The organism is Pseudomonas sp. H3_D04, assembly GCF_054669175.1.
The window spans coordinates 5,540,173-5,554,134 of sequence record NZ_CP162801.1; the positions used below are offsets into that span (position 1 = coordinate 5,540,173).

General features: G+C 58.0%; 14 protein-coding genes and 2 pseudogenes. 9 read left to right on the forward strand and 7 right to left on the reverse strand.

The window, feature by feature from the left end:
• Positions 1 to 29: 29 nt before the first annotated feature.
• From AB4N91_RS25505 to AB4N91_RS25520, 4 genes are all read right to left on the reverse strand, one after another.
• The gene (locus tag AB4N91_RS25505) at positions 30 to 461 is read right to left on the reverse strand and encodes an acyl-CoA thioesterase (protein WP_424479053.1); all 432 of its coding nucleotides are present in this window, start codon (positions 459 to 461) and stop codon (positions 30 to 32) included.
• A 162-nt stretch (positions 462 to 623) separates the two neighbouring features.
• A complete protein-coding gene (locus tag AB4N91_RS25510; RefSeq protein ID WP_460111873.1) occupies positions 624 to 1,850 on the reverse strand; it encodes a 3-hydroxyacyl-CoA dehydrogenase in 1,227 nt (408 codons plus the stop codon).
• Positions 1,851 to 2,081: 231 nt separating this feature from the next.
• Positions 2,082 to 4,016: a RecQ family ATP-dependent DNA helicase gene (locus tag AB4N91_RS25515; RefSeq protein WP_460111874.1), complete on the reverse strand. Its 1,935-nt coding sequence runs from the start codon at positions 4,014 to 4,016 to the stop codon at positions 2,082 to 2,084.
• Between the two features lie 260 nt (positions 4,017 to 4,276).
• Positions 4,277 to 4,780, reverse strand: a complete 504-nt coding sequence (locus AB4N91_RS25520; RefSeq protein ID WP_460111875.1) for a polysaccharide deacetylase — start codon at positions 4,778 to 4,780, stop codon at positions 4,277 to 4,279.
• Between the two features lie 270 nt (positions 4,781 to 5,050).
• On the opposite strand from AB4N91_RS25520, the gene AB4N91_RS25525 reads away from it, so the two are divergent.
• The 5 genes and pseudogenes from AB4N91_RS25525 (at position 5,051) to AB4N91_RS25545 (ending at position 8,006) form a co-directional block, all read left to right on the forward strand.
• Positions 5,051 to 5,314, forward strand: coding sequence for a hypothetical protein (locus AB4N91_RS25525; RefSeq protein WP_010464748.1), 264 nt, complete (start codon positions 5,051 to 5,053; stop codon positions 5,312 to 5,314).
• A gap of 88 nt (positions 5,315 to 5,402) precedes the next feature.
• Entirely contained in the window at positions 5,403 to 6,530 is a 1,128-nt protein-coding gene (locus tag AB4N91_RS25530; RefSeq protein WP_288114023.1) for a hypothetical protein, read from the forward strand.
• 448 nt (positions 6,531 to 6,978) lie between these two features.
• On the forward strand, positions 6,979 to 7,266 hold the full coding sequence (locus AB4N91_RS25535; protein ID WP_077747505.1) for a hypothetical protein: 288 nt from the start codon (positions 6,979 to 6,981) through the stop codon (positions 7,264 to 7,266).
• A gap of 129 nt (positions 7,267 to 7,395) precedes the next feature.
• A pseudogene (locus AB4N91_RS25540) lies at positions 7,396 to 7,551 on the forward strand (YhfG family protein); the annotation flags it as partial.
• 89 nt (positions 7,552 to 7,640) lie between these two features.
• Positions 7,641 to 8,006 (forward strand): DUF1493 family protein, encoded by a 366-nt coding sequence (locus AB4N91_RS25545; RefSeq protein WP_460111876.1) that lies wholly within the window; start codon positions 7,641 to 7,643, stop codon positions 8,004 to 8,006.
• Between the two features lie 130 nt (positions 8,007 to 8,136).
• Here the strand turns inward: AB4N91_RS25545 and AB4N91_RS25550 are convergent, their stop codons facing one another.
• Complete coding sequence (locus AB4N91_RS25550; RefSeq protein WP_077747502.1) at positions 8,137 to 9,678, reverse strand: phosphoenolpyruvate carboxykinase; 1,542 nt, start codon at positions 9,676 to 9,678, stop codon at positions 8,137 to 8,139.
• Between the two features lie 182 nt (positions 9,679 to 9,860).
• Complete coding sequence (gene hslO, locus AB4N91_RS25555) at positions 9,861 to 10,763, reverse strand: Hsp33 family molecular chaperone HslO (RefSeq protein WP_083375279.1); 903 nt, start codon at positions 10,761 to 10,763, stop codon at positions 9,861 to 9,863.
• A gap of 102 nt (positions 10,764 to 10,865) precedes the next feature.
• On the opposite strand from hslO, the pseudogene AB4N91_RS25560 reads away from it, so the two are divergent.
• Positions 10,866 to 11,084: pseudogene (locus AB4N91_RS25560) on the forward strand (phosphatase PAP2 family protein); the annotation flags it as partial.
• Between the two features lie 173 nt (positions 11,085 to 11,257).
• On the opposite strand, the gene AB4N91_RS25565 reads toward AB4N91_RS25560, so the two are convergent.
• Positions 11,258 to 11,665: an RNA-binding S4 domain-containing protein gene (locus AB4N91_RS25565; protein WP_077747501.1), complete on the reverse strand. Its 408-nt coding sequence runs from the start codon at positions 11,663 to 11,665 to the stop codon at positions 11,258 to 11,260.
• Positions 11,666 to 11,781: 116 nt separating this feature from the next.
• Here AB4N91_RS25565 and rimA point away from each other — a divergent pair, with 116 nt between their 5' ends.
• The 3 genes from rimA to rimK are packed head-to-tail and all read left to right on the forward strand — an operon-like array spanning position 11,782 to position 13,960.
• On the forward strand, positions 11,782 to 12,561 hold the full coding sequence (gene rimA, locus AB4N91_RS25570) for a S6 modification regulatory phosphodiesterase RimA (protein ID WP_221107992.1): 780 nt from the start codon (positions 11,782 to 11,784) through the stop codon (positions 12,559 to 12,561).
• 17 nt (positions 12,562 to 12,578) lie between these two features.
• Positions 12,579 to 13,058, forward strand: a complete 480-nt coding sequence (gene rimB, locus AB4N91_RS25575; protein ID WP_010464766.1) for a retropepsin-like aspartic endopeptidase RimB — start codon at positions 12,579 to 12,581, stop codon at positions 13,056 to 13,058.
• Entirely contained in the window at positions 13,055 to 13,960 is a 906-nt protein-coding gene (rimK, locus tag AB4N91_RS25580) for a 30S ribosomal protein S6--L-glutamate ligase (protein ID WP_007949201.1), read from the forward strand. The genes rimB and rimK overlap by 4 nt, the downstream gene beginning before the upstream one ends.
• Positions 13,961 to 13,962 lie beyond the last annotated feature (2 nt).

Sequence of the window (13,962 nt, forward strand, 5' to 3'; positions counted from 1 at the left end):
AGCCCAAGGGCTGCGATTTTTTTTGTCCGTCAAACCACCAGACGCTCCAATGCACCACGCAATCTGGCAGGGATCGCCACCGGCTGATTCGACGTCCGATCCACAAACACATGCACGAAGCGCCCCGCCGCGCAGGCCTCGTCTTCCCCGGCCTTGAATACCGCCAGTTCGTACTGCACCGAGCTGTTACCCAACTTGCCCACCCGCAGACCGATCTCGATCCGCTCCGGAAAGGCGATGGAGGCGAAATAATCGCAAGACGAACTCACCACAAAACCCACCACCTCGCCGTCATGGATATCCAGGCCACCGATTTCGATCAGGTAGGTATTCACTGCCGTGTCGAAGAAGCTGTAGTAAGTGACGTTGTTGACGTGACCGTAGGCGTCGTTGTCGTGCCAGCGGGTGGTGATGGGCTGGAAGTGCGGGTAGTCGGTGCGTTGGGGCATCGGGTTGGACATCGTGTCAATTCCTGGAGTTGGATTGCCAGTCTAAGGCGAATACCGCGCTGTATTCATCGAGAGCAGGCTCGCTTGTATGTTTAGACTTGAAGGGGTGGGCCACCGAGATCCCTTGTGGGAGCGAGCCTGCTCGCGAAAGCGCCAGCACAGGCGCTGCATCAATTACTTGTCAGCAAACCCTTTACCCATCAACTCCAACTCACCAATCAACCGCGCCGGCTTCCAGTGATCGCCCTGGCGAGCCTCCAGCGCCATCAACCGCTGATGAATATCCGCCAACCCTTGCTGATCCGCCCACGCCATTGGCCCGCCCTTGTCCGCCGGGAAACCGTACCCGTTGAGGTACACCAGATCAATGTCGTGCGCCGCCCCCGCAATACCTTCCTGAAGGATCTTCGCGCCTTCATTGACCAGCGCCAGCAGACAGCGCTCAAGAATCTCCTCAGGGCTTATCTCCCGACGCTGGAAGCCAAGCCCTTCGCTAACATTTAGCACCAGCGCATCGACTTCAGGATCGTGTTCTGCCTGTCGACTGCCCGGCTCATAGTGGTAATAGCCATTGCCGCTCTTCTGACCAAATCGCCCCAGTTCGCACAGACGGTTATCCACCTGAACCTCAGGCGCATCCTGGCCTGTGCCTGCCAGTTCCCGAGCCCGCCATCCCAGGTCGACGCCCACCACGTCGTACATGCGAAACGGCCCCATGGCAAAACCGAAGCCTTGCAACGCCGCATCCACCTGATAGGGATAAGCGCCCTCAAGCAGCATCTTGCGCGCTTCAAGCACGTAGGTATTGAGCATGCGGTTGCCGATGAAACCCTCACAGTTGCCCGCCACCACGCTGACCTTGCCCATGCGCGTGCCCAGCTCCAGCGCCGCATCGAGTACGGCGGGCGAAGTCTTCGCACCGCGAACGATTTCCAGCAATTTCATGATGTGCGCCGGGCTGAAGAAGTGCAGCCCCAGGACCTGAGCCGGACGGCGAGTCGCCGCGGCGATGGCGTCGATATCCAGCGCTGAAGTGTTGCTGGCCAGAATGGCTTCGGGTTTGAGCAGCCCGTCCAGTTCGCGAAAGATCTTTTGCTTGAGCTCCAGGTTTTCGTAAACCGCTTCGATCACCAGATCAACCTCGCGGATCGCCGCATAATCAGCCGCTGACGTGACCCGAGCGATGCGCGCATCCGCCTCGGCCTGATCGATGCGACCCTGGCGCACATTGTGCGCGTAGGTGTCCGCCACGGTAATCAGCGCCTGTTCCAGCATCTGCGGGTTGTTATCGACCCATTGCACCGGCACCCCGGCATTGGCCAGGCACATGACAATGCCACGGCCCATGGTGCCCGCACCAATCACGGCGGCACGCTGAATGTTGAACGGTGTCTGGCTCATGTTTGCTCTCTTGTTGGCGATCCAAAGACAGCCCTCACCATAGTCAGCCGCCGGGTATTTTTGAAATTTATTCCTGTGATGAGGGACATTCAGCGGATGGATCTACCTCAGCCAGACACTGGAGCCCCCTTTAGGAGTGAGCCTGCTCGCGATGGCGTTAGTACATTCAACAACGACGTTGGCTGACAATCCGCTATCGCGAGCAGGCTCACTCCTACAGGGGGGCGCAGTTCAGCCTGCGAGATGTTGTTCAGCCCACACCCGCACGTCGGCATACGGATAATTTTCCAGCGCCGCAAATCCCGATATCGAACGCGCCTTGAGCTTGGTAAACAGCGGCACGCTGATCCCGCACAAAAATCGCGTTACGCGTTCAGCCGACGGCACATTGCCGGTGTGCTGTTCATGCCTGTGGATAAAATCATCGCACAGCGCTTCAAAGTTTTTATCCACAAGCGCCGGCAATTCCGGCGGCGATGGCAGTCGCGCCACGTGCCCATGACACACCGAACAATGTCCACACTGACGAGGCGCGTTTTCATCGCCGAAGTACTCGGCCAGGCGATAGCCCAGGCAGTGGTCGGTGGCAAACAGATCCAGCATCGCGTGAATCCGAGCAATCTCGGTACGTTCGTGCTGGGTGAAATAGGCGTGCAGTTCGGCGCTCAGTGCCTGACTGTCGACATTCGCTTGCAGCAGGCTGTAGACCTCGGTCATCTGCTTGCTTTCCAGCTCGACCCAGCCTTTCTCCTGGAAATAATCCAGCGCCTTGACCACCCGGTTGCGCTCGGCTTGATGCTGTTCATAGAGAGCGTCGAAATTCACCGTTGCCCAGGTTCGGGCGCGGCTGGAGGTCTGGATGATGGCCGCGACAAAATCTTTGCGCTCGCCCTCGAAGCGGGCCAGCAAAGCTTCCGGTTCTTGTAAATACTTGAAGCGGTATTCGGCGTAATAGGCGTAACGCGGGGCAATCAAACCACGCAGTTCGAGTTGCACCAGCAAGGTCTTGAGCGGCAGCTGGCGAATGTTGCTCTGGTCCGACAAGGGCCCCAACAGAAACTCCCACTGCCCCTCCGGCGCGGCAGCTTGCATCTCATCGAGCACACAACGAATGCCGTCCAGTTCCGGCGTGTCGCCGTAGACGAAGTTTTCCAGCACGTTGAGGCTGTCGCGATTGGCCAGCACCAGGCAGTCGGACGGTTGCCCGTCACGTCCGGCACGGCCGATTTCCTGGCTGTAGTTTTCGATGGATTTGGGCAGGTCGAAATGCACGACGTTGCGAATATCGCTCTTATCGATCCCCATCCCGAAGGCAATGGTGGCGACGATGCAATTGGACTGCCCGCCCATGAACCGTTTTTGAATGGCTTCGCGTTGTTCGTGGGGCAAACCGGCGTGATAGGCCTCGGCCTGTATGCTGTTACGGCCCAGGTGTTCGGCGATGTGCTCGGCGGTTTTTTGCAGGGTGACGTAGACGATACTCGGCTGGCCCGGACGCTCGCTCATCCATTCGACCAGACGTCGGCGCTTGTCCTGACCGCGTACCGGCTCGACCAGCAGATTGAGGTTCGGCCTGTAGAAACCGGTGGTCACCACGTCTTCGGGTGCGATGGCGAATTTGGCCTCCATGTCCGCGATCACTTTGGGCGTCGCAGTGGCGGTCAGCAGCAGCGCCTGCGGAATGTTGAACTGGCGCTGGTAGTCGGGAAGCTTGAGATAGTCGGGACGGAAATTGTGGCCCCACTCCGAGATGCAGTGCGCCTCGTCCACCACCAACAACGAGATGGGCACCTGCTGCAGGAAATTGCGAAAGCGCTCGTTCTTCAGGCGCTCCACAGAGATCATCAAAATCTTCAGTTCGCCGGACCTGGCCCGGGCCATCACATCACTTGCGTCGTCCCGACTCTGGGCCGAATCGATGCTGCCCGCCGCAATACCGTGGCGCTGCAAGAAGGCCAACTGATCTTGCATCAACGCCAGCAGTGGCGAGACCACCAGCGTCAGGTGCGGCAGCAAAAGCGCCGGCAATTGATAACAAAGGGACTTGCCCGAGCCGGTGGGAAAAATCGCCGCTGCCGAACGCCCAGCCAACACCGCGCTGACCGCCGCCTCCTGGCCGGGCCGAAACTGTGGATAACCGAAAACCTGTTCCAGGGTGTTGTGCATAAGCTGTCACTCCGTTGACCGCTGCGAAGCCCAAAGCCTAGCCGGCAAACGCAGCGAGTCGAGAAAAGGTCGGGGACCAAAACGATACGGGATGATACAGCGGATGCAACCTGGACACGGCAAGGCATGAGGGTTGGGCAGCGTTCAGATCGCTATCGCGAGCAGGCTCACTCCTACAGGGAAATGCATTTCAAAATAGTGTGGGAGCGAGCCTGCTCGCGAAAAGACCAGAGCAGTCTCCGCAAGACTTTCGAGAGCCCTCAGGGCACCAACACCGCCACACGCAATTGATCATTCAGCGCTTGCTCGTGAACGGTTTGGCTCTTGCTCACCCAAACCACATGGGCCGGGCTGATTTCCCCCGTGAACGCCGCCGCCAACTGACGCAAATCGGCGACGCTTCGCACGCGAGGGCAGAAGGGTTCGCCGTCGCAGTTCTGACTGGCGCCGCGGTAGGTGATCAGTAACCGATCCCACAACCCGTCACGCACTCGCCTGACCGACTTGAGCTTTACATCCTGCACGCCCAGTCGCTGTTTCAGACTTTGTTCGTCGAGCATTTCGCTGGCCAGCAGCGCCTTACCGAACATCAATACTTCGGCGCGGGACGCAGTGTCCACATTGGCCTGGCTTGTCATCGCATCTGGCCAACCGGTGCGATCCACATTGGCGAGGATTAACGAATTATCCGTGTCAGCTGCGCCCGCCAAACGACAAACACCTGCCCACAGCAACAAAATCGAGGCCATACGTAGCCATTGCATACCTAATTCCCTTTAAGCATTGAACAGACGTTTTCGAAACGTCCTACAGATTCTGGCGCGCACCATACAGAGGATTGCTGCGTTGCGCCTGACAAACATGTAGGAAATTCGACTTCTAGGGGATTTGCTGAAAAAAGCCTCGGGGTACACGTAGGCAAAAAGCCACAACGCAAGTAAATCCCCTACAAATCCCGTCCATTTGCGCTGTATTGCGACGCCAGGAAGTACGCCTCTATAGTTTGCGTCGCCGCTGAAAACAGGACGGACCTCATGCAAGACCGCTATCGCCCGCTCAAAACCCGCTACAGCGAATCGCCCGTGTTGGTCATCGACACCGAGGCCGACCCTCACGAAATCCTCGACGCCGCCCACCAACGTCTGCGCGCCGCCAGCGACCTGCTCGAAACACTTTACTGCCTGTGCTTCAAACAGGCGGATGTGAAGGATATTCCTCACATAGTGAATGCACTTTATTTATTAACGCAGGACGGCTGCGAACTTCTTGAAGTTGCAAGACAACGAACAGAACTTTAAAAACACAAATACAGAAACAACTAACTTCTTCAACTTGCAAATAACAAACACTAGTCTGCAAGCTCTTAAACCCATCAAGAGCACTACAATGACTACATTAACTATTTTCTTCTGCGGCACCGGTTCGACCAAATTCGACAACCAGAACCCGACTTACTGGAACGGCGAACTGGTCTCGACACTGGCTTCCCATCACGGCGGCCGCGAATTTGCCGAATGGATCGTGATTGACGGCCCCGGCACCAGCAACCTGCAAGCCGACGAGCTGTTCACCAAATCCGGGGACTACGGCCTGAGCGGCACGCTGTTCGGCAAGGGCTGGGAAGAAAACGTCAAACACGCCATCAACATCATCAAAGGCAAATGCGACTGGGAACGTGAAAAATTGACCGAGGCTGAATACAACCGTCTCAAGGCTGCCGGAATCCCTATTGAAGATGTGATCGTCGAAGGTTCCTGGTTGTGGCGCAAGTACAACTACGGCGACCGCAGCGTGACCCAACAGAAGTTACAGGAACAAATCATCAAAACATTCCGCAAGGACGGCGTTATTCCAACCAACGTCAACTTGGTAGGCTGGAGCCGCGGCGGCATTAGTTGCCATATGCTGGCCAATGCCATGTTCAAGGACAGCGCACTGAAGAACATCCCGGTGAACATCTTTGCGATAGATCCGGTACCGGGCATCGGTAACTTTCAGGAAGAAAAAGTCAAACTGAATGCCAACGTAAAAGAATACGTTGGCTTCTACGCCCGGGACGAACGCTCCAAAGGCTTCAGCTGCGTCATCCCGCAAACGGCCACCGGCACCCGCACTCACATCTACCCGATGCCCGGCCGCCACGGCACGCTGGTCGGCAACGCCGCCGCCGATGGTGTCAGCGGCCCTAAAGCGCTGGCCGAACCCGGCCTGATCGTCCGCCACTTTGCCGAAGTATGCTTGAAACGCTGGGGTGTGCCGCTGAACAAAACCACCAACCTGACCCCGACCGACCTGCAAAACCACCACAACGCCATGGCCAGCGCCGCCGCGAAATACAAAGCGATGGAAAAGTGCTCGTACACCTTCTTCACCGAACTGGACCAGGGCGAGCGCTACGTTTCGCTAGGCAGCAACGGGGTCAAGTTCTCGGCAGTAAAAGGCACGATCTATGCGCCGGCGACTGGGTTGACCACTGGCCTGCAGGATGTGGGGGCTTATCAGCATATTGGTTAAGTGATGGGAGTGGGAGCAGGTTCAGGTCAACCTTGATGATTCACGCCGAGCATTTCTGATGGGGACGCGAGGAAGCTGATGGCGGAAAAACGCGGAAAATTGCGCCGCGGAAAATTCCTATAGAAAGGGCCTAACCGAGGTTCGGCCCGTTCCTACAAGCGGGGATGCTTTGTCGCCTATCGCTGCTTGGTAGCTCGTATCTATAGTCGTGACTGTCGCTGCCAAATCAGCGACTCGGGCTTGGTCACCCGAATGGCTCATATCTAAGCGTCCGTTGTATGCTGCCGGCACTTCAAGTGCCTGCACGCTATATGGCGGCTGTGTTTGGGACGCCCTCGGGCGTGCCGGGATGTGAGCCTCATCGGTTGACCAACCCGAACACAGTCCGCCTCCCATCGCTTGGTCACGGTGGCGGCGGTTCTTTCTGATGCATTTGAGGCTACAAATAATGACACTTACAAACGATCGCTACCTCCCACTACAAACCAACCTAACCGATTCCCCGCCCCTGATCATCGACACAGAGGCCAACCCCCAGGACATCCTCGAAGCCGCCCTCCAGCGCATCCGAGCCTCCAGCGACCTCCTCAAAACCCTGCACTGCGTTTGCTTCAAACACGGCGACGTCGAAGATATCCCCCACATCACCCACGCGCTCTACCTCTTGGCCCAGGACGGCTGCGACCTGCTCCAAGTCGCCCAACAACGCATGATGGGCTGGAAAGCACCTGCCTGACGCCGAGTGAAAAGATCGTTCCCACGCTCCGCGTGGGAATGCCTCCACGGACGCTCCGCGTTCGGCTCTTGGGACGCAGAGCGTCCCGGGCTGCATTCGATCAAGCCTTCAACGCCTGAGACAATCGTGATGTCTGAATTAACGTTCAAACACAAACAAGCGCACTACGAAAAGGTGTGCCGCTCTAATTACCTGGCCAGTCTGCATCTCGCTGGTTTCGACACATCACCGGCAGACCTCGACAAACCACTGCCTACGCGAGAAGAAGCGCTCGCCAAATACCAACAAGACAAACCGTCACAACCCGCTCCCGCCCTTCCCCACAAGCCTGCCGATCAATAAGATCCATCCAAGCCCAACCGGACACCCCCGCAATGAACCTCTCCCCCAACTTCCCCGACGACCAAGTCATGCACCTGCTCATGCAGCTGTTGCACGAAGAGCTCGGCCTGCCCGAACGCAAAACCATCAGCCTCACCACCTCGATCAACTTCGACCTGGGCTGCAATGGCGCTGATGCGCGGCATTTGATGGAATCGCTGGAACAACAGTTCGGGTTCGACCTCGATGACTACGACGCCTATCGCTACTTTCAGCCCGAAGGGTTTGATGTGCATCTCAAGCGAAAGGCAAAGGGTCGCGGTGACAAAATCCCGCTGACCATCGGCATGCTTTACCAAGCGATCAAAATGCAACGGTGGGATACGCAGCAACTGGAAGGCATCGAGCCCAACACATAAGTGCCATTATTCTGGTCGTTTAGCGCCAACACAGCTGGAATATTGGCAGTTGTGAGTTGGATGGTGAAATCAAACGCCCACAAAAAAGCCGCCCTCAAAGGGCGGCTTTTTCATTCGCTAAATCCAAGCCTTACAGCTTAGGACCCGCAGCCTTGATCGCGTCGCTCACTTCAAACTTCTTGAAGTTCTCAACAAACAAACCAGCCAGTGCTTTCGCCGCTTCATCGTAAGCAGCCTTGTCAGCCCAGGTGTTACGTGGGTTCAACAGGCCAGTCTCAACGCCTGGCACTGCCAACGGCACGTCCAGGTTGATGGTGTCGAGGTGCTCGGTTTCTGCACCGATCAACGCGCCGCTCTGGATCGCTGCAATCACGCCACGGGTGGTCGGGATGTTGAAGCGTTTGCCAACGCCGTAGCCGCCGCCGGTCCAGCCGGTGTTGACCAGGTAAACCTTGGAGCCGAAGCCGCGGATGCGCTTGATCAGCAGTTCTGCGTATTCGCCGGCCGGACGCGGGAAGAACGGTGCGCCGAAGCAGGTGGAGAAGGTCGACTTGATGCCGCTGCCGGAACCCATTTCGGTCGAGCCCACCAGCGCGGTGTAGCCGGACAGGAAGTGGTAGGCCGCTTGTTCTTCGCTGAGGATCGAGACTGGCGGCAGTACGCCGGTCAGGTCGCAGGTCAGGAAGATCACAGCGTTTGGCTCGCCACCGAGGTTCTTCTCGGAACGCTTGGCAACGTGCTCCAGCGGGTAAGCGGCGCGGCTGTTCTGGGTCAGACTGACGTCGGCGTAGTCGGCGTGCTTGGCATCGTCGATGACGACGTTTTCCAGGACGGCGCCGTGCTTGATGGCTTTCCAGATGACCGGCTCGTTCTTCTCGGACAAGTCGATGCACTTGGCGTAGCAGCCGCCTTCGATGTTGAAGACAACGCCTTCGCCCCAGCCGTGTTCGTCGTCACCGATCAGGTAACGGCTTTCGTCGGCGGACAGGGTGGTTTTACCAGTGCCCGACAGGCCGAAGAACAGGGTCACGTCGCCCGCTTCACCGATGTTGGCAGCGCAGTGCATTGGCAGCACGTCGGCGGCCGGCAGCAGGAAGTTCTGCACCGAGAACATGGCTTTCTTCATTTCACCGGCGTAACGCATGCCGGCGAGCAGCACTTTCTTCTGGGCGAAGTTGATGATCACGCAGCCGTCGGAGTTGGTGCCGTCACGCTCTGGAACGCACTCGAAGTTGGCGACGTTCAGAACTTGCCACTCTTCACGACCGGCCGGGTTGTACTGAGCCGGGTTGATGAACAGGCAACGACCGAACAGGTTCTGCCAGGCCGTCTGAGTGGTCATTTTCACGGCCAAGTAGTGCTCTTCAGCCGAACCTACATGGACGTGGGAAACGAAATGTTCTTGCGCGTTGTTGAAGGCCTCGACGCGGTCCCACAGGGCATCGAACTTGTCGGCCGGGAACTTGCGGTTGATCGGGCCCCAGGCAATGGCGGCCTGAGTGGACGGCTCTTCAACGATGAAACGGTCGACTGGCGAGCGGCCGGTACGGTGACCGGTGCGAACAACCAGTGCGCCAGTGTCGGCAAGCTCGCCTTCACCGCGATTCAGAGCTTCTTTTACCAGATCATCAACACTCAGATCGGTGTACACGGCGTTATTGGCTTGCGTCATGAGATTCCCCGTCGGCCAGTGGCCGAGTGTGCTCCAAACGTTTTGTAGTAGAAAGTCGTGCACTACTACCGCGACAAAAAGTGGGCCGGATTATGCCAGAAACGCCCAAAAATAGTAGGGCCCTCCCGTCAGAACGGCGTTATTCCGGCGCTATCCAGTGAATTTACCTGCGCTGAACCGTTTTAGTGCCGGGTATCTGACGGTGTCTCGACACCCGCACCGGCGAACAATTGGGTGATATCGGCCGCGTCAAACAGGTAGCGCTGGTTGCAGAACTGGCAATCGATCTCGATGTTGCCGCCGTGCTCGATGACCAGCGCCTGCGCGTCTTCCATGCCCAAACTGACCAGAGCATTGGCCGAACGTTCTCGCGAGCAGCTGCAACGGAAACGCAATCTCTGCACATCGAACAGGCGCACCTGTTCTTCATGGTAGAGGCGATGAAGCACGGTTTCGTTGTCCAGGCTCAGCAATTCGTCGGCGGTCAGGGTGTTGCCCAGCGCGGTGATGTGCTGCCAACTGTCCTCGCGCTCTTCCTGGTCTTTCAAGCGGTCGGCAGGCAGTTGCTGCAACAACATGCCGCGGGCGCGACGGCCATCGGCGTACAGCCAGAACCGGGTGCCAACCTGTTGCGACATGACGAAGTAGTTGGTGAAGCACTCCGACAGGGTTTCGCCATCCAGGTCGACAATGCCTTGGTAACGCTGACCCTGAGTGGGGTCGACGGTCAGTGCCAGCACGCCATTGGGCATCAGGTCGGCGAGGGTCGCGTCGGGGGCAATCCGGTCGGCTTCGTAACGGGCCAGGCCACGGATTTCACGCTCGCTGGAGCACTCGATCATCAGCAGCGGAATCGGACCGTCGGAACGGGCCTGAAGAATCAGCAAGCCATCGAACTTCAACGTGCCGACCAGCAACGACGCAGCCGCCATCAGTTCGCCGAGCAGTTGCGCGACCGGCTCCGGATACGGGTGTTTGGCGAGGACTTCAGCGTAACTCCGTTCCAACGAAACCAGCTCGCCGCGGGTGTCGCTGTCATCGAAGATGAAGCGTTGGGTGTAGTCGGTATCCGGTAGATCGGTCATAGGTCTGGGTTCTGAAGTAATGACAAAATGGTTACAAATCGTGAAAATTGCGCCTTTGCAGCACCACTTTGGTGCGCGACGTTCAGCCATGGGAGGCATTTTATGAACAATCCGGGTTTGTTCCAAGCAAGGTGGAACCTGCGCCGGTTGGCTCTGTGCAATTTCGTGCCTCTGGCGCTGCTGGCCTTTTGGTTATGGCCTACGGGTCAGATGCTGTGTGTGATTTTCGACGAGTGGCTGTTTCATCTGCTGAATGCGCCGCTGGCCAGCAACCCGATATGGCTACGCATCTGGGCGATTGCAAGTCTGCGCCCATTCGATGTGGGGAGTTTCGCGGATGAGTGTGGTGCTTAGGGCCTGATTTTGTGGTGCTGCCGGCGAGTGCTGCGTACTCGATCGCGAGCAGGCTCACTCCCACAAAGGTCTGCGCTATACCTGTGGGAGCGTGACTTGCCCGCGAAGACTTCAGCCCAGACGACACAGAAGCATCTACCTCACTCGTCGTTACTGCTCCCACGAAACTTGAACAAATCCCGCCGCTGTTTCTTGCTTGGCTTGCCATCGGTGCTCATGCCCAACGCGCCCGCCTTGCGCATGGCCGCAGCCGCTTCGCGCTTGGCGATGCTGGCATCGGTTTCCGCATACAACGTCTGAGCCTCTGGCGCGCCACGGCGCACAATCGATAGCGCCTGAACCACCACCGTGCGTTCCTCGAACCCCACACGAATCTGAAACTCGTCGCCCACCCTCGGCTCCTTGCCCGGTTTGCAGCGCTCACCACGGCAATGCACCTTGCCGCTTTCAATTGCCGCCTTGGCCAAGGCACGTGTTTTATAAAAACGCGCGGCCCACAACCACTTATCGAGACGGACCTTGTCGTCCTCTTCGTTTTTTTGTGCCACTGGAATTCCTCTTTCAGCCCATAGTCGGAACTGTACTACCGTTTCTGTCGGGCGCAAGAACTCGGCCCCCCAGATAGACTGTGATCTTGGCCGGCTCACCGGCATGGAGTGATCGAGTGACTATATTCCCGTCTTCATTGACCTCGCCTCAGGGCGGTTGCCAGGGCTGCCAGCAAAGCGAGCCGCTGGGCTTCGATTTTTCTTTTGCCTACCAACCGATCGTCGATCTGCGCGACCGATCAGTTTTTGCTCACGAAGCGTTGGTGCGTGGCATTGCCGGGGAAGGCGCACTGTCGGTGCTCCACCAGGTCACCGAGGAAAATCGCTACCGCTTCGACCAGCTCTGCCGGACCCGCGCCATTGCAGGAGCGGCCAATCTAAACATGCAGACACACTTGTCCATCAACTTCATGCCCAACGCCGTGTACCGCCCGGAGCTGTGCATCCGCACCACTCTGGAAGCCGCGAAAACACACAACTTCCCCATCAACCGGCTGATTTTCGAAACCCTGGAAAGCGAGCACGTAGATAACTATCGCCATTTGACTAATATTCTGCGTGAATACCGCGAATTCGGCTTCAAGACCGCCATCGACGATTTCGGCGCGGGCTACTCGGGGCTCAATCTGCTGGCTGATTTCCAACCGGACCTGATCAAACTCGACATGGCACTGATCCGCGATGTCGATCGCGACCGTGTTCGTCAGGCGATCGTCCGAGGGGTTGTCACAATGTGTGCGGAGTTGAACGTTACAGTCATCGCCGAAGGCATCGAAAGCGCCGGAGAACGGGATTTCCTGGCGGACTGTGGAATATTTCTGATGCAGGGTTACTGGTTCGCCAAGCCTGCATTCAAAGCGTTGGCCCAGGTAGCACCTGAGGCCTGGACGCGTTAATCGCCGGTTTTTTCCTATTGAAGACATTTGACCATTTGACCGTTATCGGTCTGCGCGAGTGGGTGGCGCTCCCGGATCTGGGAGTCGCGGGCCTGCGCGCAAAAATCGACACCGGCGCCAGCACCTCAAGCCTGCATGCCACCGACATCGAGCCGTTCGAGCGCGACGGTGAAAGCTGGGTGCGCTTCACCGCCCACCTGGGCACGGTGGTGCAGTTGCGCCATCGACGCTGCGAGGCGCCACTGGTGACGCGCAAAACCATCAAAAGCTCCAACGGTCACGCTCAGATGCGTTACGTGGTCAGCACCACACTGGCCCTGGGTGATCGGGTATGGCGGGTCGAATTCACCCTCGCCTGCCGCAAGTCCATGCGTTATCGCCTGCTCCTCGGCTCCAAAGCCCTGATCGACGGCCAACTGGTGGTCAATCCGGGCATCAAATATGTACAAGACAAGCCGGTGTTCCCGGTATCTACCTCTTCCACAGGTGTTGCATGAAGATCGCTGTGCTGTCGCGGAACCCGCGTCTGTATTCCACTCGTCGTCTGGTCGAAGCCGGTACCGAGCGTGGACATGAAATGGTGGTGATCGACACCCTGCGCGCCTATATGAACATTGCCAGCCACAAACCGCAGATCCATTACCGCGGCAAGCCGCTGGAAGGTTTCGACGCGGTGATCCCGCGGATCGGTGCGTCTGTGACGTTTTATGGCTGCGCGGTGTTGCGTCAGTTCGAAATGATGGGGGTTTTCCCGCTCAATGAATCGGTGGCCATCGCCCGTTCTCGGGACAAACTGCGGTCACTGCAATTGCTCTCGCGCCGCGGCATTGGCTTGCCCGTCACCGGGTTTGCGCACTCCCCGGATGATATTCCCGACCTGATCGACATGGTCAACGGCGCACCGCTGGTGATCAAGGTGCTGGAAGGCACACAAGGCATCGGCGTGGTGTTGTGTGAAACGGCGACGGCGGCAGAGTCGGTGATTGAGGCCTTCATGGGCCTGAAGCAGAACATCATGGTTCAGGAATACATCAAGGAAGCCGGGGGCGCGGACATTCGCTGCTTCGTGGTGGGCGACAAGGTGATCGCGGCGATGAAGCGCCAGGCCAAGCCTGGGGAGTTCCGCTCCAACCTGCATCGCGGTGGCAGTGCCAGCCTGATCAAGATCACCCCGGAAGAACGCATGACCGCGTTGCGGGCGGCCAAGGTCATGGGGCTGGCGGTGGCGGGCGTGGATATCCTGCGTTCCAATCACGGGCCGCTGGTGATGGAAGTGAACTCGTCGCCAGGGCTGGAAGGGATCGAGACCACCACCGGGAAGAATGTGGCGGGGATCATCATCGAGCATCTTGAGAAGAATGGCGGGCCGAATATGACGCGCACCAAAGGCAAGGGCTGACC

What these genes read in the sequence shown, in the direction of transcription:
- AB4N91_RS25505 (WP_424479053.1), bottom strand. Translation starts at nt 461, where the DNA reads ATGTCCAACCCGATGCCCCAACGCACCGACTACCCGCACTTCCAGCCC.
- AB4N91_RS25510 (WP_460111873.1), bottom strand. Translation starts at nt 1,850, where the DNA reads ATGAGCCAGACACCGTTCAACATTCAGCGTGCCGCCGTGATTGGTGCG.
- AB4N91_RS25515 (WP_460111874.1), bottom strand. Translation starts at nt 4,016, where the DNA reads ATGCACAACACCCTGGAACAGGTTTTCGGTTATCCACAGTTTCGGCCC.
- AB4N91_RS25520 (WP_460111875.1), bottom strand. Translation starts at nt 4,780, where the DNA reads ATGCAATGGCTACGTATGGCCTCGATTTTGTTGCTGTGGGCAGGTGTT.
- AB4N91_RS25525 (WP_010464748.1), top strand. Translation starts at nt 5,051, where the DNA reads ATGCAAGACCGCTATCGCCCGCTCAAAACCCGCTACAGCGAATCGCCC.
- AB4N91_RS25530 (WP_288114023.1), top strand. Translation starts at nt 5,403, where the DNA reads ATGACTACATTAACTATTTTCTTCTGCGGCACCGGTTCGACCAAATTC.
- AB4N91_RS25535 (WP_077747505.1), top strand. Translation starts at nt 6,979, where the DNA reads ATGACACTTACAAACGATCGCTACCTCCCACTACAAACCAACCTAACC.
- AB4N91_RS25545 (WP_460111876.1), top strand. Translation starts at nt 7,641, where the DNA reads ATGAACCTCTCCCCCAACTTCCCCGACGACCAAGTCATGCACCTGCTC.
- AB4N91_RS25550 (WP_077747502.1), bottom strand. Translation starts at nt 9,678, where the DNA reads ATGACGCAAGCCAATAACGCCGTGTACACCGATCTGAGTGTTGATGAT.
- hslO (WP_083375279.1), bottom strand. Translation starts at nt 10,763, where the DNA reads ATGACCGATCTACCGGATACCGACTACACCCAACGCTTCATCTTCGAT.
- rimK (WP_007949201.1), top strand. Translation starts at nt 13,055, where the DNA reads ATGAAGATCGCTGTGCTGTCGCGGAACCCGCGTCTGTATTCCACTCGT.